At 70.2% G+C, this 20,623-nt stretch carries 15 protein-coding genes and 1 pseudogene; 6 read left to right on the forward strand and 10 right to left on the reverse strand.

The window, feature by feature from the left end:
- Positions 1-39 precede the first annotated feature (39 nt).
- Positions 40-1,029, forward strand: a complete 990-nt coding sequence (locus QF035_RS34835) for a helix-turn-helix transcriptional regulator (protein ID WP_307524592.1) — start codon at positions 40-42, stop codon at positions 1,027-1,029.
- Between the two features lie 216 nt (positions 1,030-1,245).
- On the opposite strand, the gene QF035_RS34840 is transcribed toward QF035_RS34835, so the two are convergent.
- On the reverse strand, positions 1,246-2,688 hold the full coding sequence (locus tag QF035_RS34840; protein WP_307524594.1) for an MFS transporter: 1,443 nt from the start codon (positions 2,686-2,688) through the stop codon (positions 1,246-1,248).
- Between the two features lie 126 nt (positions 2,689-2,814).
- Between QF035_RS34840 and dusB the strand changes: the two genes are divergently transcribed.
- Complete coding sequence (dusB, locus tag QF035_RS34845; protein WP_307524596.1) at positions 2,815-3,969, forward strand: tRNA dihydrouridine synthase DusB; 1,155 nt, start codon at positions 2,815-2,817, stop codon at positions 3,967-3,969.
- A gap of 171 nt (positions 3,970-4,140) precedes the next feature.
- Here the strand turns inward: dusB and QF035_RS34850 are convergent, their stop codons facing one another.
- Together QF035_RS34850 and QF035_RS34855 are read right to left on the reverse strand one after the other, a co-directional pair.
- On the reverse strand, positions 4,141-6,075 hold the full coding sequence (locus QF035_RS34850; protein ID WP_307524598.1) for an amylo-alpha-1,6-glucosidase: 1,935 nt from the start codon (positions 6,073-6,075) through the stop codon (positions 4,141-4,143).
- Complete coding sequence (locus QF035_RS34855; protein WP_373466780.1) at positions 6,072-7,571, reverse strand: MGH1-like glycoside hydrolase domain-containing protein; 1,500 nt, start codon at positions 7,569-7,571, stop codon at positions 6,072-6,074. The genes QF035_RS34850 and QF035_RS34855 overlap by 4 nt, the downstream gene beginning before the upstream one ends.
- A 145-nt stretch (positions 7,572-7,716) precedes the next feature.
- On the opposite strand from QF035_RS34855, the gene QF035_RS34860 reads away from it, so the two are divergent.
- Both QF035_RS34860 and ppdK read left to right on the forward strand, forming a co-directional pair.
- Positions 7,717-8,934 (forward strand): ROK family protein, encoded by a 1,218-nt coding sequence (locus tag QF035_RS34860; RefSeq protein ID WP_307524600.1) that lies wholly within the window; start codon positions 7,717-7,719, stop codon positions 8,932-8,934.
- 439 nt (positions 8,935-9,373) lie between these two features.
- Positions 9,374-12,124: a pyruvate, phosphate dikinase gene (gene ppdK / locus QF035_RS34865; protein WP_307524602.1), complete on the forward strand. Its 2,751-nt coding sequence runs from the start codon at positions 9,374-9,376 to the stop codon at positions 12,122-12,124.
- A gap of 497 nt (positions 12,125-12,621) precedes the next feature.
- Here the strand turns inward: ppdK and QF035_RS34870 are convergent, their stop codons facing one another.
- Both QF035_RS34870 and QF035_RS34875 read right to left on the reverse strand, forming a co-directional pair.
- Entirely contained in the window at positions 12,622-12,843 is a 222-nt protein-coding gene (locus QF035_RS34870) for a hypothetical protein (RefSeq protein ID WP_307524603.1), read from the reverse strand.
- Complete coding sequence (locus QF035_RS34875) at positions 12,840-13,046, reverse strand: hypothetical protein (RefSeq protein WP_307524605.1); 207 nt, start codon at positions 13,044-13,046, stop codon at positions 12,840-12,842. The genes QF035_RS34870 and QF035_RS34875 overlap by 4 nt, the downstream gene beginning before the upstream one ends.
- Positions 13,047-13,214: 168 nt before the next feature.
- Here QF035_RS34875 and QF035_RS34880 point away from each other — a divergent pair.
- A pseudogene (locus tag QF035_RS34880) lies at positions 13,215-13,974 on the forward strand (DUF6879 family protein).
- 17 nt (positions 13,975-13,991) lie between these two features.
- The gene (locus QF035_RS34885) at positions 13,992-14,843 is read left to right on the forward strand and encodes a helix-turn-helix domain-containing protein (protein ID WP_307524607.1); all 852 of its coding nucleotides are present in this window, start codon (positions 13,992-13,994) and stop codon (positions 14,841-14,843) included.
- A 67-nt stretch (positions 14,844-14,910) separates the two neighbouring features.
- Here the strand turns inward: QF035_RS34885 and QF035_RS34890 are convergent, their stop codons facing one another.
- The 5 genes from QF035_RS34890 to QF035_RS34910 form a co-directional block, all read right to left on the reverse strand.
- Positions 14,911-15,321, reverse strand: a complete 411-nt coding sequence (locus tag QF035_RS34890; protein ID WP_307524609.1) for an LAETG motif-containing sortase-dependent surface protein — start codon at positions 15,319-15,321, stop codon at positions 14,911-14,913.
- A 250-nt stretch (positions 15,322-15,571) separates the two neighbouring features.
- Positions 15,572-16,732, reverse strand: a complete 1,161-nt coding sequence (locus QF035_RS34895) for an alkaline phosphatase PhoX (protein WP_307524611.1) — start codon at positions 16,730-16,732, stop codon at positions 15,572-15,574.
- Positions 16,733-16,922: 190 nt separating this feature from the next.
- A complete protein-coding gene (locus QF035_RS34900; protein ID WP_307524613.1) occupies positions 16,923-17,855 on the reverse strand; it encodes an oxidoreductase in 933 nt (310 codons plus the stop codon).
- Between the two features lie 147 nt (positions 17,856-18,002).
- A complete protein-coding gene (locus QF035_RS34905; protein ID WP_307524615.1) occupies positions 18,003-19,853 on the reverse strand; it encodes a SulP family inorganic anion transporter in 1,851 nt (616 codons plus the stop codon).
- Positions 19,850-20,455 carry a carbonic anhydrase gene (locus QF035_RS34910; protein WP_307524617.1) on the reverse strand — a complete coding sequence of 202 codons (606 nt, stop codon included), beginning with the start codon at positions 20,453-20,455 and terminating at the stop codon, positions 19,850-19,852. The genes QF035_RS34905 and QF035_RS34910 overlap by 4 nt, the downstream gene beginning before the upstream one ends.
- Positions 20,456-20,623 lie beyond the last annotated feature (168 nt).

Genomic DNA, 20,623 nt, shown 5'->3' on the forward strand with positions numbered 1-20,623 from the left:
TACCTGGAAACAGGGTGAGGGCGGCGGCACGCTGGAGGCATGACGACCATGGCCGAGGAAACCGCGGTACGGGAGAACGGGGCGACCGGGTCCACCGGAGTGCAGGGGCGCGAGGCCCAGGCCCCGGGGGCCTCGGGTGCGCCCGCGCGTGAGCCGGAGGGTGCGCGTGAGTCGGAGAGCCGGGCCTCGCGCGAGTCCGACATCCGGCGCCACGAGCTCGCCGCCTTCCTGCGGCACCGTCGCGAGCACCTCACCCCCGAGCAGGTCGGCCTGCCCCGCGGCCGCCGCCGGCGCACGCCGGGTCTGCGCCGGGAGGAGGTCGCGCACCTCTCCGCGGTCGGTGTCACCTGGTACACGTGGCTCGAACAGGCCCGGGACATCCAGGTCTCCGTCCAGGTCCTCGACGCCCTCGCCCGCACACTGATGCTCGACCAGAACGAGCGCGCCCACCTCTTCCAGCTCGCCGGTGCCGTCGACCCCACGCCCGCCTCGCGCTGCCCCACGATCACTCCGGCGCTGTTGCAGACGCTGGAGCAGTTGGAGCCGTTGCCGGCCTGCATCCAGAACAGCCGGTACGACATCCTCGCGTACAACCGCACGTACGGGCGTCTGCTCTGCGACCTCGACGAGGTGCCGGCCGAGGACCGCAACTGCATGGTCCTCTTCACCACGAACGAGCAGTGGCGTTCGTCGATCGTGCTGCTCGACGAGTCGATCCGGCTGATGGCCGCCAAGTTCCGCGCCTCGATGGCCGGGCATCTCGCCGACCCCGCCTGGAAGATGCTGCTCAAGCGGCTGCGGGCGGAGTCGGAGCAGTTCCGCGAGGTCTGGGAGCGGCACGAGGTGGTCGGCTCGCGCAGCAAGACCAAGTTCTTCGACAACCGGTACGTGGGGCGGTTGACCCTGGTCCACACCGACCTGTGGCTCGGTCCGGCGGAGGGGCCGCGGATGGTCACGTACGCACCCGCCGATGAGGAGTCGCGGGAGCGGCTGGAGAAGCTGCATGCGGTTGCTGTGGAGCGGGGTTGAGTGCTCCGCGGGAGGTCGTGCGGTACGTGCGGGCCGCCTGTGGCTGGTCGCGCAGTTCCCCGCGCCCCTAAAAGCGGGGCTGCGCCCCTGGCTTTTGTCTTTTAAGGGGCGCGGGGAACTGCGCGCTCAGCCACGACGCACCCGCGCGACATCCACCGGCCCAAGCCCCGCAGGGGGCGCGGGGAACTGCGCGACCAGCCCCACCGGGCCGCACCCTCACACAACCCCCGCTGACTCCTTGACCTCCGGCGACTCCAGTCGCAAAGCCGTGCGCTCGGCCGTTCGTCGGGCCCAGCGCCCACTGGTGAGGGCGCCGAGGACCAGCACCGCCAGACCGCACGCGGTGATGATCCACCAGGCGGGGCGGGCCGCGGAGACGAAGGTGTCGCGGTAGGAGGAGGAACCGACGCCGGAGGCGAGCACCGCGCCGATCACGGCGACGCCCAGCGTCTGGCCGATCTGGCGGCTCGTGGAGGCGACGGCGGCGGCCACCCCGGCCTGGGCGCGGGGCATGCCGGAGACGGCGGTGTTGGTGATCGGGGCGTTCACGAAACCGAAGCCGAGGCCAAAGAGGAAGTAGCCGATGACGAGGGTCACGTTCTCCGTCTCGGCCTCGAAACCGGCGAAGAGAACGCCGCTCGCGGTCATCGCCGTCCCCGCGATGAGAAGCGACAGGCGGGGGCCGCGGTTGCCGACCAGCCGCCCGGACAGGGGCGCGCAGACGAAGGTCATGACCGCCATCGGCAGCATCCACAGGCCCGCGTGGAGGGCGTCCAGGCCGCGTACGTTCTGGAGGTAGAGCGTCGAGAGGAAGAGGAAGCCGCCGAGCGCCGCGAACGCGCTGATCGCCACGACCGTGGCCCCGCTGAAGGGAGCCGAGCGGAAGAAGCGCAGGTCGATGAGGGGTTCGTCGCGGCGGGGCTCGTACCGGAGAAGGGTGACGAGCGCGGCGAGCGCGATACCGCCGAAGGCGAGGGTCTGGCCGGCGCCGGAGGAGGGCGCCTCGATGATCGCGTACGTGAGGGAGGCGAGCAGCGCGATCACCAGGACCTGGCCGACCGGGTCCGGGCGGCGGGCCTTCGGGGCGCGGGACTCGGGCACGTACCGGAGCGTGAGCAGGAGCGCGGCCAGGCCCACCGGCAGGTTGATCCAGAAGATCGAACGCCAGCCGACCGAGTCCACGAGGAGGCCGCCGACCAGCGGGCCCGCGGCCATGGATATGCCGACCACACCGCCCCAGACCCCGATCGCGCGGGCACGCTCGCGCGGGTCCGTGAAGGTGTTGGTGATGATCGACATCGCGACCGGGTTGAGCATCGAGCCGCCGACCGCCTGGATCATGCGGAAGACGATGAGCGAATCGAGGCTGGGCGCGAGCGAGCAGAGGACCGAGCCGATCGTGAAGACGACCAGGCCGGCCATGAAGACCCTCTTGCGGCCGATGCGGTCCGCCGTCGAACCGGCGAGCATCAGCAGCGAGGCGAGCACCAGGGTGTACGCGTCGATCGTCCACTGCATGCCCGCCAGACTCGTGTCCAGGTCCTTCTGCATGGCGGGCAGGGCGACATTGAGGATGGTGACGTCGAGGCTCACGATCAGCAGGCTCATACAGCAGATCGCGAGCACCAGCATGCGTCGCCGGTGGCTGAGCTCGGGCATGCCGACCAGGATACGCCCGCTTCGGTAGTGTGCCTAACTAATGAATGAGGTCGGCGGGCCGGGGCCTGCTGGGCGCAGTCACGGGCGACTTTCGTGGCACCTGTCGGCGTGCGCGACAATGGGGGAATGCCCACGCCCACATCCACGGTGAACTCCGCCCTGCGGATCGGCCCGCACACCGTCCAGCCGCCCGTCGTCCTCGCCCCCATGGCCGGGATCACGAACGCGCCGTTCCGCACGCTGTGCCGGGAGTTCAGCGGGGGAAAGGGCCTGTTCGTCAGCGAGATGATCACCACTCGGGCGCTGGTCGAGCGCAACGAGAAGACGATGCAGCTGATCCACTTCGACGCGTCGGAGACCCCGCGGTCGATCCAGTTGTACGGGGTCGACCCCGCGACCGTCGGCAAGGCCGTCCGCATGATCGCGGAGGAGGGCCTCGCCGACCACATCGACCTGAACTTCGGCTGCCCCGTGCCGAAGGTCACGCGGAAGGGCGGCGGGTCCGCGCTGCCGTACAAGCGGCACCTGCTGCGGGCGATCCTCCGCGAGGCGGTGTCCGGGGCCGGTGACCTGCCCGTCACGATGAAGATGCGCAAGGGCATCGACGACGACCACATCACGTACCTCGACGCCGGGCGTATCGCCGTCGAGGAGGGCGTGACGGCGATCGCGCTGCACGGCCGCACCGCCGCCCAGCACTACGGCGGCACCGCCGACTGGGACGCCATCGCCCGGCTCAAGGAGCATGTGCCGGAGATTCCCGTTCTCGGCAACGGTGACATCTGGTCGGCGGACGACGCGCTGCGGATGGTCCGGGAGACCGGCTGTGACGGCGTGGTCGTCGGCCGCGGCTGCCTGGGGCGTCCGTGGCTGTTCGGCGACCTGGTGGCGGCGTTCGAGGGCCGCGGCGGTGACTATGCGCGGCCGACCCTCCGGGAGGTGGCGGGCGTGATGGTCCGCCACGCGACCCTCCTCGGGGAGTGGATCGGGGACGAGGCTCGCGGAGTCATCGACTTCCGCAAGCACGTGGCCTGGTACCTGAAGGGTTTCGCGGTCGGCTCCGAGATGCGCAAGCGCCTTGCGATCACCTCGTCACTGGCCGAACTCTCCGAGGGGCTGGAGGAGTTGGCGCTGGACCAGCCCTGGCCTGTCGGTGCGGACGGGCCACGCGGGCGCACGTCCGGCAACAACAGGGTTGTCCTGCCGGACGGCTGGCTGAAGGACCCGTACGACTGCGCCGGCATCAGCGAGGACGCGGAGCTGGACACGTCCGGGGGCTGAGGGTTTGGTGCGGGCCCGGTGGGGGCTGGCCGCGCAGTTCCCCGCGCCCCTGAAGACAAAAGCCGGGGCTGCGCCCACGCCTTTCGTCTTCGGGGGCGGTAGCCCTTGCTTTTAAGGGGCGCGGGGAACTGCGCGACCAGCCCCCACGCACCCGCACCCGCTCAACGAACCTCACGCTCCCCCGACCGCCGTGAGCAACGCCAACGGAGCCGCCGCGGACCGTGATTCGCGCACGCACGCATGCGGATACGGCACCGGCTCCGCATGCGTATCGCGGCCGTACCCGGCCAGAACCTCCGGCAGCCGGTGCCCGGCGGCCGTCGCCGCATCCACCAGCGCATGGGCCACCGTACGGGCCTCGTCATGGAGCCCGTACCGCGCCAACCCCAGCGTGATCAGCGCGTTGTCGTGGGGCCACACCGACCCCCGGTGGTAGGACAGCGGATGGTACGCGGGCTGGCCCGAGGCAACCGTGCGGACACCCCAGCCGGAGAAGAAGTCCGGCTCCAGCAACCGCCGCCCCACCAGCTCCCCGTACTCCTTGTCCAGCAGCCCGGACCAGAGCAGGTGCCCCGCGTCGGACGCGAGCGCGTCGACGTGGTTGCCGTCGCCGTCGAGGGCGAGCGCCGGGAAGGAGTGGTCCGGCATCCAGAAGTCCCGCTGGAACCGGTCGCGGAGATCCGCCGCGGCCTGCTCCAGCAGCGCCGCGTACACCTCGTCGTCCCATACGGTCCGGGCCAGGTGGGCGGTCCGGCGCAGCGCGTCGTACGCGTATCCCTGCGCGCCCGCGGCCATCACCGGGCCGGTCGGCCGGGAGCCGTCGCCGGAGCAGATGGCGCCGGGGGAGTCCTTCCAGTTCTGGTTGGCGAGGCCGCCCTCGTCCGCGCGGTAGACGAGATATCCGCGCGAGGTCAGCCCGCCGTGGTCCAGCATCCAGCCGATCGCCGCCCGGGCGTTGGGCTCGAGGCGGCGGGCGAGTGCCGTGTCACCCGTCTGTTCGACGTACGCGCCGAGGAGGACGAGGAAGAGCGGGGTCGCGTCGACCGAGCCGTAGTAACGCCCGTACGGCACCTGCCCGAAGTGGGCCAGCTCGCCGTGCCGCATCTCGTGCACGATCTTGCCCGGCTGGGCCACCGTGCCCACGCCGACCTCGGTCGCCTGGGCCGCGGCGAGCGCGGGCAGGGTGGCGGCGGCCAGTTGGGGGCGGTAGGGGAGCGCGAAGAGGGAGGTGAGGAGGGCGTCGCGGCCCAACAGGGTCAGGAACCACGGGACTCCGGCCGCCGGGACGCGAAGTTCCTCTCCGTCGGGGCCCGTTGCGGGCACCTGGAGCACGGCCAGGTCGGACAGGCCCCGCGCACAGGCCGCGGCGAGCTCGGGCCAGCCCGTCGGGAAGGGCACGCCCTCTGCGAACTCCCCTTCCAGCGCGAGGAGTCGGGCGTTGGCGGCGGCCGGGGAGGGGGGCACCTCCGGGTGCGGCATACCGTGCGGGCGCGCCGCCACCCGGAGGGCCAGCTCGGCCGATTCGTGCGGCTGGAGTTCGAGGGTCCACACGAGGCGGCGCGCGCCCGTGCCGGTCTCCTCCACGCCGTCCGGCGCGGGCTCGGAGGTCACGGTCGTACTGGACCGCCACTCGCCGCGCTGATAGGTGAACTCCACGCCGTCGTCGAGGACTTGGCGGGAGCGGACCACGCCGATCTTCGTGTACGTGCGGTGGTCGGAGCGCAGCTCGAACTGGTCCGTGAAGTCGGCGTCCGCGGTGACCGCGATCCGGACCGTCGTCGGTGCCGGACGGTTGCTGGTGACGCGCAGCGACTCGACGAACGCCCCGTCGGCCACGGCCTGTTCGCGGAAGATCGTGTACGCGGGCGGCTCCTGCCGGCCGCCGCGCGGTACGAGCACACAGCGGGCCGTGTCGCCGTCCGCGACCGGCGTCAGCGCCTCGGGCACCGCCCCGTCGACGGTCAGCTGCCAGCGGCTCAGGTGCCGGGCGTCGCGCACGAACAGCCCGTGGGGCGAACTGGCGCCGTGCACCCCGTTGATGTCCCCGCCGTCGCCCACGGCCGCGAACGTCCCACCGTGCACGAGCAGATGATGCCGGTCCGTCATCGCCGGTCCCCTCCCTTGGCGCCCTTGCCGAACTCTTCCGTCGTGCTGTGCACCGCTTCGGGTGCCTCGTGCAGCAGGTCCAGCGTCAGCGCCGCGGTCCAGCTGAAACCGAGCGCTCCGCAGGCCTCGCCGGTGTACGGATCCACGTACTCCGCGAACCCGGAGGTGTCCGCCGTCTCCAGCAGCGCGCCCCGCAGCTTCTGCGCGCGAGCGTGCTCCCCGTGCAGCCTGAGCCCGCGCTCCACCAGCCAGTTGGTGTTGAACCAGGCCGGACCGCGCCAGTACCGGTGCGGGTCGAAGGCGTGCCCGGTCAGGTCGTAGCTCGGGACGAGCCGGGTCGATTCGCCGAGCCCGAAGTGCGGCCCGTACAGCGTCCGTACGAGCGTGGCGGCCGTGTCGCGGGGGAGCGTCGGCAGGAGCAGCGGGACGAGGCCGGAGACGCCGCGCTCGGGGATCAGCCCGTCCGTACGCACGTCCCGGCAGAAGAACATGCCCTCGGCCGGGTCCCACAGCCGGTCGACGAGCGCCGCGGTCAGCCGCTCCGCGCGCGCGTGCCGGGCCGTGCCCGTCGCGCCCAGCTCCCGCGCGATCCGCGCCAGCGCGTGCTCGGAGGCGATCAGGAGCGCGTTGAAGGCCGGGTCCTCCACCGCGAAGCCGTCGGTGCCGGCGGTGCCGTCCGCGTACTGCCCGTCCCGGTAGTCCGTCGCCAGCCGTACGTACCGTCCGTAGTCCAGGTCCGTCGGCCGGTCCTCCGCGGCGCCGTGGTCGAGGTCCGCGCGGCGGAAGGAGCGGGCCGGGGCGGGCGTCACACGGGACAGCGGGGCGTCCCAGCTCGGCGCGTTGTCCATGCCCTGCTCCCAGGGGTGGACCACCGAGGCGAGGCCCCCGCCGCCCAGGTCCCGGCGGTGCAGCAGATAGCGGTGCCAGGCCGCCAGCCGCGGGTAGACCCGGGACAGGAAGGACCGCGCCCGGGACAGACCCGGGTCGGAGACGTGCACCAGCCAGGCCGCCAGCGCGTGCACCGGTGGCTGCACGATGCCCGACGTCTGTACGGTGCGCGGGGCGCCCGCAGCGCGCCCCGCGGTCGAGGAGCGCCAGAAGTCGGGGCTCGGGAAGTACGCGTCGAGGGGGACGGAGGGGTTGAACACGATGTGCGGAATCCGGCCGTCGCCCCACTGCGCGTCGAGCAGTGTCTCCAGCTCGACCTGCGCCCGCAGCGGCGACAGATGGCGCAGGCCGATCGCGATGAACGCGGAGTCCCAGGACCACTGGTGGGGGTACAGACCGCGCGAGGGCACCGTGGACGTGCCGGTCCAGTTGCCGTGCAGTACCTCGGCCGCCCTGAGGTGCAGCGATCCCGCCGGGCGGACCGGATCGTATACGGCCACCCTGGAAGGGCCGATCTCACCATGGCCGGAAAACGGCGGTGAGGTCGCGGTACGTACGGGATCCACGATCCCGGTGCGACGGGCGGTGAGCTGGGTTGTGCGGTCCACTCAGGTCTCCCCGAAGACATGCGGCCGACCAGTTCGGCAGTAGCTACCGTAGGGTTACGTCTATTTAACACGCAAAACTCAATATGTAATGCAGAGTTGGTGAGCGCAAGGGGTCCGTATGACCGGAACCACAGGGAGTAGCGGAATGGCCACACGCGCCGGGAAGACCGGGAGCCAGGCGAGCTCCGGCGACCTGCTGGAGCTGGTGCGCACCGGGCGCGCGACCACGCGCGGGGCCTTGCAGCAGGTCACGGGGCTGTCGCGGGCCACGGTCGGGCAGCGGCTCGACCGGCTGTTCCGGGCCGGCTGGCTGCGCGAGGGCGCCGCGGGCCCGGTGGACTCGCCGCTCGGCGGCCGTCCCTCGGTCAGCCTGGAGTTCGACGACTCACACGCCGTCGTCCTCACCGCCGACCTCGACACCCGGCACGCCCGCGCCGCCGTGCTGTCCCTGACCGGTGAGCTGCTGGCCGAGCACACGGGGTCGCTGCTGATCGAGGAGGGCCCGGACGCGGTCCTCGGCGAGCTGGGCCGCTGGTTCGCGGAGCTCCTGGAGAAGGCCGGGCACCGGGCGCACGAGGTGTGCGGCATCGGGCTCGCAGTGCCGGGGCCCGTGGACAGCGAGACCGGCCGGGTCGTCCAGCCGCCGATCATGCCCGGCTGGGACGGCTACGACATACGGGGCCGCCTCACCCGCGCCTTCACCGAGCACACGGGCACCGGCGCCGTCCCGGTCCTCGTCGACAACGACGCCAACCTCATGGCGTACGGGGAACAGCGCACCGGCCACCCCGACTGCTCGGCCTTCGTGCTGGTGAAGGTCTCCACCGGTATCGGCGCCGGTGTGGTCGTCGGCGGCTCGATCTACCGGGGCATCGACGGCGGCGCCGGAGACATCGGGCATATCCGGGTCCCCGAGGGCGCCGACGCGCTGTGCAGGTGCGGGTCGTTCGGATGCCTCGCCGCCGTCGCGAGCGGGGGCGCGGTCGCGCGCAGGCTGGCGGAGACGGGCGTTCCGGCGGCGTCGGGCTCAGATGTGCGCGATCTGCTGGCCTCCGGGCATCCCGGCGCGGCCGCGCTCGCGAGGGAGGCCGGGCGGCACGTCGGTGACGTACTGGCGACCGTGGTGACGCTGCTCAACCCCGGCGTCCTGATGATCGCCGGAGACCTGGCCGGGACGGCGTTCCTGACCGGCGTCCGCGAACTTCTCTACCAGCGGGCCCTGCCCCGATCCACCGCCCACCTGGACGTCGTCACCTCACGGCTCGGCGAGCGGGCGGGCCTGGTCGGGGCCGGTGCGATGGTCGTGGAGCATCTGTACGCGCCCGAACGGGTCGAGGAGCGGCTGCTGGCCATGGGCGTGTGACGGTCGCTCGCCAGTCACTCGCCATGGGCGTGTGACGGTCACGTTTCCGTCTCCGTACCGGTCCGCATGGTGAAATCCGGGCGCCGAAAACTGCGTGATTCTCGCCACGCCTGATCGGGGTTTCGCTCAGATGAGCGGATCTTGGGCGGCTGCACTTCTCAAAGGGTGGCACTCAGTGCCACCCTTTGATCATTTACGACGTGAACTCAGGCGTGCCGAGTGCCGCTCATGTGAGCGATATTCCGGGCGGGCGGGCGTAGACTCGTTCAAGAAGTGAACGCTGTCCGATCGCCCGGCTTACCTCTCCTTGACTTTCGATCTGCTGGCGGACGAGTGGTTACGGCCGTATGACGCGCAAGTGGACGTACCCAGGCGCCTTCGATCTGGGTATGTTCCCCGTCGTCAGGGCAGCCACCGCGTCCTCGAGGAGTCGAGACCCGTGTCGGAAAACAAAGATCCCCACGTAGCTGAGAGCGGCGACAGCGGCGTCGCGGACGTGAAGTTCGTTTACGACTTCACCGAGGGCAACAAGGACCTCAAGGATCTCCTTGGTGGCAAGGGTGCCAACCTCGCCGAGATGACCAACCTCGGCCTTCCCGTGCCTCCCGGCTTCACCATCACCACCGAGGCATGCAAGACCTACCTCGACAGTGGCGACGAGCCGGCGGCACTGCGTGACGAGGTGAGTGCACACCTCGACGCCCTCGAAGCGAAGATGGGCAAGAAGCTCGGCCAGGCCGACGACCCCCTCCTCGTCTCGGTCCGTTCCGGGGCGAAGTTCTCCATGCCGGGCATGATGGACACCGTCCTGAACATCGGCCTCTCCGACAAGTCCGTGCAGGGCCTCGCCAAGCAGGCCGGCGACGACCGCTTCGCGTGGGACTCGTACCGCCGGCTGATCCAGATGTTCGGCAAGACGGTCCTCGGCGTCGAGGGAGAGCTCTTCGAGGACGCGCTGGAGGCGGCCAAGGACGCCAAGAAGGTCACCGTCGACACGGACCTCGAAGCGGCCGACCTCAAGAAGCTCGTCACCAAGTTCAAGAAGATCGTCAAGACCGAGGCCGGCCGGGACTTCCCGCAGGACCCGCGTGAGCAGATGGACCTCGCCATCCACGCGGTCTTCGACTCCTGGAACACCGACCGGGCCAAGCTCTACCGCCGCCAGGAGCGCATCCCGGGCGACCTCGGCACGGCCGTCAACGTCTGTTCCATGGTCTTCGGCAACCTCGGCCCGGACTCCGGCACGGGCGTCGCCTTCACCCGCGACCCGGCCAGCGGTCACCAGGGCGTGTACGGCGACTACCTGCAGAACGCGCAGGGCGAGGACGTGGTCGCGGGCATCCGCAACACGGTCCCGCTCGCCGAGCTGGAGCAGATCGACAAGAAGTCGTACGACCAGCTCATGCAGATCATGGCGACCCTGGAGAACCACTACAAGGACCTCTGCGACATCGAGTTCACCATCGAGCGCGGGCAGTTGTGGATGCTCCAGACGCGGGTGGGCAAGAGGACGGCGGGCGCCGCCTTCCGTATCGCCACACAGCTGGTGGACCAGGGGCTGATCGACGAGGCGGAGGCGCTCCAGCGCGTCAACGGCGCCCAGTTGGCCCAGCTGATGTTCCCGCGCTTCGACGACGAGGCGAAGGTGTCGCAGGTCGGCCGGGGCATCGCCGCCTCGCCGGGCGCGGCGGTCGGCAAGGCGGTCTTCGACTCGTACACGGCCGTGAAGTGGTCGCGTTCGGGCGAGAAGGTCATCCTGGTCCGCCGGGAGACCAACCCCGACGACCTGGACGGCATGATCGCGGCCGAGGGCATTCTCACCTCCCGCGGCGGCAAGACCTCCCACGCGGCCGTGGTCGCGCGCGGCATGGGCAAGACCTGTGTCTGCGGCGCGGAGGAGCTGGAGGTCGACACCAAGCGGCGCCGGATGACGGTGCCGGGCGGGCACGTCGTCGAAGAGGGCGACGTGATCTCCATCGACGGATCGAGCGGCAAGGTGTACCTCGGCGAGGTCCCGGTCGTCCCGTCCCCCGTGGTGGAGTACTTCGAGGGCCGGATGCACGCGGGCGCCAACGACGCCGACGAACTGGTCGAGGCCGTGCACCGGATCATGGCGTTCGCCGACCGCAAGCGCCGCCTGCGGGTGCGCGCCAACGCGGACAACGCCGAGGACGCGCTGCGCGCCCGCCGCTTCGGCGCCCAGGGCATCGGCCTGTGCCGTACGGAGCACATGTTCCTCGGCGACCGTCGTGAGCTGGTCGAGCGCCTGATCCTCGCGGACACGGAGGCCGAGCGCGAGGAGTCGCTGAAGGCGCTCCTTCCGCTCCAGAAGCAGGACTTCGTGGAGCTGTTCTCGGCGATGGACGGCCTCCCGGTCACCGTCCGCCTCCTGGACCCGCCGCTGCACGAGTTCCTGCCGGACATCACGGAGCTGTCGGTCCGCGTCGCGCTCGCCGAGTCCCGCAAGGACTCCAACGAGAACGACCTGCGGCTCCTCCAGGCGGTGCACCGCCTGCACGAACAGAACCCGATGCTGGGCCTGCGCGGCGTACGCCTGGGGCTGGTGATCCCCGGTCTCTTCACCATGCAGGTACGGGCGATCGCCGAGGCTGTCGCCGAGCGCAAGGCCGCCAAGGCCGACCCTCGCGCGGAGATCATGATCCCGCTGGTGGGCACGGTCCAGGAGCTGGAGATCGTGCGCGAGGAGGCCGACCAGGTCATCGCGGAGGTCCAGGCCGCGACCGGTACTGACCTGAAGCTGTCCATCGGCACGATGATCGAGCTGCCGCGCGCCGCCCTGACCGCCGGTCAGATCGCGGAGGCGGCGGAGTTCTTCTCCTTCGGCACGAACGACCTGACCCAGACGGTGTGGGGCTTCAGCCGGGACGACGTCGAGGCCTCGTTCTTCACGGCGTACCTCGAGAAGGGCATCTTCGGCGTCAGCCCCTTCGAGACGATCGACCGCGACGGCGTGGGCTCCCTGGTCAAGTCCGCGGTGAAGGCCGGCCGCGAGACCCGCCCCGACCTGAAGCTCGGCGTCTGCGGCGAACACGGCGGCGACCCGGAGTCCGTCCACTTCTTCCACGAGGTGGGCCTCGACTACGTCTCCTGCTCCCCGTTCCGAATCCCGGTGGCACGGCTGGAGGCGGGGCGGGCGGCTTCTTCTTCGCAGGGGAGCGACCACCGGTAGGGCGGGGCTGAATGGCTCTGGTCCATGTGTGGGCCGGGTCCGTAGAACCCCGGCCCACCTGTAGGGCCGGGCCCGCAAATCCCCGGCCCACGTGTAGACCGGGCCCGCAGGACCCCGGGGCCGTCGTCCGCCATCCCACCCTCACCGACGGATCGCGGCTCCGGTGCACGAAAGACGAAGGGGCGGCGCCTTGTGCGGAGGTGCCGCCTCTTCGTACATCTTCTGCAGGCACTGGCAAGCCAAGTCGGTGAGCAGGTGAGATGGCGTTTGCTGGCGACCGTCCTATTTCTTCCACGGACCTCCCAAGTCGCGCCATGCGCCGTACAGGGCGTCAGCCGTATCGCAGTCGCCCTTGCGGCATGTCTCGCAACCGGCGCCGTGCTCCAGAAGCGCCGCGTACGCCTGGCGCACCACGCTGAACGTGCCGGAGTCGGCTACGAGCTGCTTGTGGCCCGGTCCGCCACTCTCTTCGTCTAGCCACTCCCACCCGAGGCCGCTCACGGGGACTCTCCCCGGCTCCGGGCGTTGGCCAGGGAAACGTCCGCCGACAGCTGTTCCGAAGCCGTAGCGGGGCGTAAGGGACCGTTGGTGTCCCACTCGCGGCCGCCGCCCAGCGGCCTGAGTTGCCAGCGCGCGCTGACCCGGTCCATCACCCGTCCGATTCTGCGTGTCACCTCGTCCCACACCACCTCGCCGATCTGAGGCGAGTACCCGTTCATGCGCACCCCTTCCGGAGCACGTCGGCGAGCCGAAGCGCCACTTCAGGGCGAACCCGGCCCAGGGCGATCAGGTTGAGCGAGGGAGACGCAACATCCACTCCCAGGGACGGCAGGACGATCCCCGCCGCCGTCAGTGCATCCCGTAGAACTTCGACCGCTGCCCCGGCGTCCGTGGGGGCCTGCTTCTTCTTGGTGGTGACCATGAACTGAGCGTTCCGGAGGGGCTGTTGAGGAAGCTACGGGCTATGCCCGGTTATTCTCGGGTAGCTACGGCTCATGCCCGAGAATTCTCCTGAAGCGGCAGGGAGGCCGTAGCCGGGTCGTCCGTCCTGGCGCGAAGCTGATCAAAACCCTGGCGAAAGGAACTGATCATGGCGCGACGGTTGCGATTCAACGGCACCGGGAGTGGCGTGAACGGGTGCCCCGCCGTGCACGAAGATCTCGACACCGGCGAGGTGATCATTCACGGACCGGTGCTCACCGACCCTGACGACGTCGCCCGCCTGAGGCATCTCGGAGAGGGTGAGGTTCCTTCCCATCGTCGTTCCGCGCGAACTGCTCGTCGACTTCGGTCCCAAGGAGGTCACCCGCGTGCCGAACAGCATCGGCCTGGATGAGTTCGACAGGCTGTTCACCCAGTTCCAGCACACCGCGTGGCGGCTGGAGACTCGCCGCCGGTACGCGTCCGACGAAGTCACCGACACCTACGCGCAGTTTCTCCCCGGTGAGTCCGTCGACTGGGAGGGCAGGGACGCACAATGGTGCGCCGAGCGTCGCGAACAGACTGCCCTCGGCAAGCGGTTCGAGCGTGTCCGCATCGTCGACAACCCGCCTACTCCCGGCCAGCTCTACCTGCTCGACAACGCCCGCCGGAACAGCGCCGTGGGCGAGGACATCCGGCAGCTCTGGAGGGCCGACGCCGAGCGGCTCCAACTCCCCGGAGAAGACTTCTGGATCTTCGACTCCCGGCTGGTGGCCCGGCTCGACTTCGGCGAGGCCGACAACCTCGTGGACGTGGAACTGATCACGGAGCCGGTTGAGGTCAACCGCTACGCCCAGGTGCGCGACGCCGCCGGGCACTACGCCGTGCCGTACGAGACCTTTGCGGCCGGCCTGGCCGCGACCGAGTAGGCAGGTGAACGGGACCGGTGACGACCGACTACCAGCAGGCGCGTGAAGCGCTCGGGGTGCGGCTGCGCGAGCTGAGGCTCACGGCCCCGGACGGTCGGCTCACCGGTTCCGCACTTGCCCAGCGGCTGGGCTGGCCTCAGCCGAAGGTCAGCAAGCTGGAGAACGGTCGTCAGACCGCCACGCCCGATGACCTCCGCGCCTGGACCGAGGGGACCGGCCAGCCGGCCGCGTACGACGAACTCCTCGCCCGGCTCAGGGGGTTCGAGTCACACATCCGGTCATGGCGGCGGCAGCTCGCCTCGGGGCACAAGCCCGTCCAGGACACCCACCTGGCCGCACACGCCGACGCGTCCGTGTTCCGTGGCTGGGAGTCGTCCATGATCTTCGGGATCCTCCAGACCCCCGACTACGCCCGGCACATCTTCAACCGCTACGCCGAACTCCAGCAGTCTCCGCGTGACACCGAGGACGCCGTGCGCTCCCGCATGCGGCGCCAGGAGGCGCTGTACGACTCAACCAAGCGCTTCCATCTGCTGCTATGGGAATCCGCGTTGCGGGCGCTCATCTGTCCGCCGTCCGTCCTGGCCGCGCAACTCGACCGGCTGTCCGGATCTGTCGGTCTGGACACGGTCGACCTGGGGATCATCCCGTTCAGTGCGTCCCTCAAGGTCCCGCCTGCTACGGCCTTCTGGGTCTACGACGACAGTCGGGTGATCGTCGAGACCTGGCACTCCGAGCTGTGGATCGAGGACGATTCCAGCGTGAGGACCTACCTCCGCACCTGGAACACGCTGCGGGAGTCCGCTGTGTACGGAGCCGACGCCCAGAACCTGATCACACAGGCACGCCTGGCCCTGAACATCCTGTAGACGCCTACTGATCGACGCACAAAAGCGCCCCGCCCTACCGAAGGAGAGCGGGGCGCACGCTGAGGTGTCAGCGGGCGTCGCGGCGCTTGCGCACCGTGAACAGCACCCCGCCTCCCGCGAGGAGGACGACCGCGCCGCCGCCCGCGATGTACGCCGTGGCGCCGCTGCCGCCGGTCTCCGCCAGGTCGGTGTTCTTCTCACCGTTGTCGGAGGCGGTGCTCTCGTCGCCCGTGCCCTGGTCCTCCGCCGGGACGAAGTCCGAGGGTGGCTGGTCGCAGCCAATACCGTCCTGGTCGCGGTCCAGGTCGTCGTCGTAGTGCTCGTCGCCCTCGGCGATGTTGGAGTACCCGTTCTCGTACGCCTCGGTGCAGTTCTTGAACGGGTGGTTGCCGTCGTGGGCCTGGGCGGTGGTGGCCGACAGGGCGGTGAGCGCCAGCGCGGCGACGGCAACGGCGGCGGGCTTGCGGAGCAACTTCACGAGAGCACCTCAGATTTGGGTCGATATCCGTATGCATGATCACGGAGGGGCGATCAGTCGGATTTGAGGTGACGAAAGTATTAGGGGGCTGGTGGTGCGGTGGCGGAATGACGGACCCGTGATGCGAACGTGACGTGACCGGACGGTAGCTCTCCGCTCACGGGTCCGTCATCTGTAAACCCGGCCCGCGTGCGTGCCCGCATGGGTGTACGGACCCGGTCCGCGTGCTTGCCGGTGTCGCGGAGGGCGGCTACGCGCGGAACGGGCCCCTCACCTCGTACGTGATGCCGCCCGACGAACTGCCGCTCGTGCCCCGCTGGCTGGAGAAGTAGAGGCGGGTTCCGTCGGGGGAGAAGGCGGGGCCGGTGATCTCCGAGCCGGACTGGCCGTCGATGCGCAGGAACGGGGCGATCACGTCGTTCGGTGTGATGACGCAGATCTCCATGTTGCCGCCGTCCTCCGCGACGAACAGGTCGCCCGAGGCGCTGCCGGTGATGTTGTCGACGCCGGTCAGCGGGGCCGTACCGGAGGTCACGAGCGAGTCGTCGTACGCCAACTCGTATGTGTTGGAGGCCAGGTTGAGCTGCCAGACGCGGTTGTCGCCCTTGGTGGTGAACCAGACCGTGTCGTCGGCGTAGTGGCAGCCCTCGCCGCCGTTGAACTTCTTCGAGCCGGAGACCTGCGTACGGGTCGTGGTGGGGGAGCCGTCCGGGTCGGGCACGTTCGCCCAGGTGAAGGAGCCGGAGGTGGCGGTCCCGGCGACCATGACCTGGAGGGTGCCGGTGGACAGGTTGCCCCAGGCGGTGGGGGCGAAGCGGTAGAGGCAGCCGTTGGTCTCGTCCTCCGTCAGGTAGACCACCTTGCGCACCGGGTCGGCCGCCGCCGCCTCGTGTTTGAAGCGGCCCATGGCGTCACGGCGTACGGCCGCGTTCACGCCCCACGGGTCCGTCTCGTAGACGTAACCGAGGGACACCTCCTCGCAGGAGAGCCAGGTGTTCCACGGGGTCCTGCCGCCCGCGCAGTTCTGCCGGGTGCCGGACAGCACGCGGTACGCGCCCGTGACCGCGCCCGCCGACGAGAACTTCACCGCGCTCGCGCCACCGGACGGGTTGATCTCCGAGTTGGAGACATAGATCCAGCCGGCGCCATCGGTGTAACAGGCCCCGCCGTCAGGGGCGTTGTGCCAGGTGTAGGACGTGCCGGTGACCGTCTGGCCGGACCTGGCTATCACCCGGCTGGTGAATCCGCTGGGCAGCCTGACGCCGTTCGCGTCCGCCGCGCCGAGTGCCCCGTACGGGCCGGCGCCGGGCTGGGCGGGTGCGGCGTACGCGGCGCCGCGCCACAGGGTTCCGCCGAAGACGGCGGACGAACCGCCGAGGGCGGCCGCGCGCAGGAGGGTACGACGTTCCACAGTCGCTCCAAGGGGGTGCTGTGACCGCCCCGTCCGCCGGTCGGGGACGGGGTCGCGCACCGCCGGAGCCTAGGAGTGCGGGGTGGACGCGCCATGGACAGGCGGTGACGTGTACGCGTCACTGCCTGTGTGCCCCGTACGCCCGTGCGTCATGCCTTTCGCTGGCCGCAGACCGCACGCATCGCCCGCGTCACACCTTCAGCGCGTCGTACGTGACACCCGTCAGCCGCTCCGACTCCTCCCAAAGCCGTTGCCCTGCCCGGTCGTTGAGGGTCCACCTGGCGCGTCGCGACTTCGCCGGGGAGCCGCGGAGGCCGAGGATCGAGGGGCCGGTGAAGGAGTCCGGGCGTACGCCGGGGGCTGTCGCCGCGTACAGCGTGGGGAGGGCACCGGACTCCGCGGACTGAGCGACGAAGCGGCTGCCGATCTCCATGAACCGTTCGGAGGTCTTGCGGCCCTCCATCCTCGGGGCCACGGTCATGAGGTTGGTGGCGGCGTAGCCGGGGTGCGCGGCCGCCGCCACGACATCGGAGCCGGTGGCGGCGAGCCTGCGCGCCAACTCGTGCACGAACAGCAGGTTGGCCGTCTTCGAGCGCCCGTACGCGGTCCAACGCCCGTACTTCCGCTCGCTGTTGAGATCGTCGATGTCGATGTTGGCCAGCGCGTGCACGAAGCTGGACACGGTCACCACGCGGGCGCCCGGTGTGGCGAGCAGGGTCGGCATGAGCAGTCCGGTGAGCGCGAAGTGTCCGAGGTGGTTGACCCCGAACTGCGTCTCGAATCCGTCCGCCGTGCGACCCTGCGGCAACGCCATCAAGCCCGCGTTGTTGACGAGCAGGTCCAGACGGCCGTACTTCCGCCCGTACGCCGCCGCGAACTCCCGTACGGAGTCCAGGTTCCCGAGGTCGAGAGGCGCGAACTCCGCCTCCGCGTCCGGCACTTCGATCGCCAGGCGGTCGGCGGCCTCGGTGCCGCGGCTCTCGCTGCGGCACGCGAGGACGACCCGGGCGCCCCGCCGGGCCAGTTCACGGGCGGTGACATACCCGATCCCACTGTTCGCCCCGGTGACGACGACGGTACGGCCGCTCTGGTCGGGAATGTCGTGCGCAGTCCAGCCGCTCATGGCTTGGCTCCCTCCGCGTACGCGTGGTTTCCCAGCCTAGGGGTGGCGCGCCCCGTAAGGGGCGCGGGGCTGTATCGATATGCGGCTCCGCCGCGTGGGCGCGACCAGCCACAACGAACCCGCACGTACGAACAACCCGGGCGGAGCTCAACGAGAGGCGTACTCCTCAGGCATGGGCCGCGTATCGAGATAGAACCACTCGGCCGTGGGCCCGGGCCCCTGCGCCGGCCCCGCACCCGTGGACGCGTACGGCCGCCTGGGCAGCCCGGTCCCGGCCGACCGATCCTGCTCACCGGCCAAGTCCGCCACAGGCGCAGGCGTGCCAACCGGCTTGGCCGGCCCCGGCATCAGCAGTTCCACCCGCAGACCGAACCCCCGCTGCTGGGCGACGAACTCCTCCACCTGGTTGCGGCAGGCGTGGTCGAGGTGGGTCACACCGGTCAGGTCGAGCCGAATGCGCGGCTTGCCCGCCTCCGCGGCGGCCTCCAGCGCCTCGATCAGCTGTGGCAGCCGCAGGAACGTGGCGTTGCCCGCCATGACGACCTTGGCGGTGTCCTCCTCCAGGTGCTGCTTGATGACGGTCTGCGACATACGCAGCGCGGCCAGCACGATTCCGGCGGCGAGGCCGAAGAGGACGCCTTCGAGGAGCGCGGTCGCCACGATGACCAGCGTGGTGAGGGTCATGACCGCGAACTCGCCCCGGTCCTGGCGCCACATCTTCGGGAACTCCTCGGGGGCGAAGAGCTTCCAGCCGCTGTGTACGAGGACGCCCGCGAGGACGGCGATCGGGATCAGGGCGAGGACCTGGGGCAGCAGCAGCGCGAAGGCCAGCAGCCACAGGCCGTGCAGCGTGCGGGACAGCCGGGTCTTGGCGCCCGCCTGGACGTTCGCCGAACTGCGGGCCACGACCGCCGTGATGGGGAGCGCGCCGAGGATGCCCGCCACGGTGTTTCCGGCGCCCTGGGCGATGAGTTCGGGGTTGTAGCGGGTGCGCGGGCCGTTGTGCATACGGTCCACGGCCGCGGCGGTGAAGAGGCTCTCCGCCGAGGCGATCACCGTGAAGGTGAGGATCGCGGTGATGATCCCGACGTCGGCGAGTCCCGCGAACTCGGCCGGGCCGGGGACGTTCACGGACGCGAGCAGATTGCCCACCTGGAGCGTCTTCACGTCCACGCCCGGCAGGGAGGCGACCCCGATACCGATCCCGACGGCCACGAGCGCGGCCGGGATCTTCTTGACCGGGCCCGGCATCTTCTTCCACAGGAAACTGAGCACGATGGTGACGACGCCGAGTCCTGCGGCGATCAGCGCCTGGGGGTTGGCGAAGGTGTCGGCGATCAGACCGGGGAGGCCGGCCATGTTCTCGATCGGGGTGCCCGGGGCCTTGGAGTCGGACATCGGGTACAACTGGCTGAACATCAGCGGCAGTCCGATGCCCGCGAGCATGCCCTGGACGACGGCCAGGGAGATCGCCTGGAAGATCCGGCCGAGACGGACCAGGCCCAGGACGATCTGCAGGATGCCCGAGCCGAGGACGATCACACCGAGCATGGCGACGCCGTACTCGAGGACCGTCTCCGCCACGAGGGCCGCCAACCCGGCCGCCGGGCCGCTGACTTGGAGGGTGCTGCCGCGCGCCGCGCCGACCACCAGGCCGCCGATGACACCGGAGATGATGCCCAGCTCGGCGGGGACACCGGAGGCGACGGCCACGCCGATGCACAGGGGGAGCGCGACGAGGAAGACGACGAGGGAGGCGGTGATCTCGGTGGCGAGGTCGACCTTCGGCCCCTTGCCGTTCTTGTCCGACCCGGCAGCCCTGTCCGCCTTGGCCGTCCTGTCCGTCCTGTTCATCGGGGAAGCGGCCGTCGGCGTGATGTCCGGGGCGTACGTGGGGGCGTGGGCGGGGGCGTTCGGGGCGGGGAAGTCCGGGACGGGCGGGGCGTCCGGGATCCTGGCGTGCGCCGGTACGCGTCCGCGTGCGTGCATCCCGCTCATGCGGCGTGCACCCGGAAGCTGCCGTCCTCGTCCAACTCGTGGACCTGGCCGGTGTCGACCTCGTAGTACCAGCCGTGCAGCCGCAGCCGACCCGAGTCGAGCCGTGGCTTGGTCACCGGGTAACTCCGCAGCGCCTCAAGCTGGTTGACGACGTTGAGCTGGGCCACCGCCGGCATCGACGGGTCCTCGCACGCCCCGTCGAGCAACGGCGCGAGTTCCGGGCGGGCCAGGTCGAGCCAGGCGTCCACCCCGGGCAGCGCGGACAGGTCGTCGCCGGACTTCAGGGCGCCCATCGCGCCGCAGTGGGAGTGGCCACACACGACGATGTCCTGAACGCCGAGCACCTCCAGTGCGTACTCGATGGTGGCGGCCTCGCCGGACGCGCCCTGCCGTCCGTGCGGTGGCACGATATTGCCTGCGTTCCGCAGCTCGAATATCTCTCCGGGTCGTGCGCCCGTGATCAGGGCGGGTATTACCCGCGAGTCCGAGCAGGTAATGAACAATGCCTCCGGATATTGGCCTTCGGCCAGCTTCCGGTATTCGCCGCTCTCGAAATCGACGCGCCTCTTGAACGAGCGGGCGCGGTCCAGCAGTGCCTTCACGGTTCCTCCCGGCAGGGGGTTCGACCAGGGCTTTCCCGTCGTGCTCCCACCGTAGAGGGGCGACTGCCAGGCGAAGGTTAAGGGAACACTAGAGCGCGACCAGGAATGGCCCATATTTCGTCCCGGCCGGGCCGAAACATCGTCAACGAGCCATCCATGGACGGTTTT

This window comes from Streptomyces umbrinus (genome assembly GCF_030817415.1).
Taxonomy (GTDB): domain Bacteria; phylum Actinomycetota; class Actinomycetes; order Streptomycetales; family Streptomycetaceae; genus Streptomyces; species Streptomyces umbrinus_A.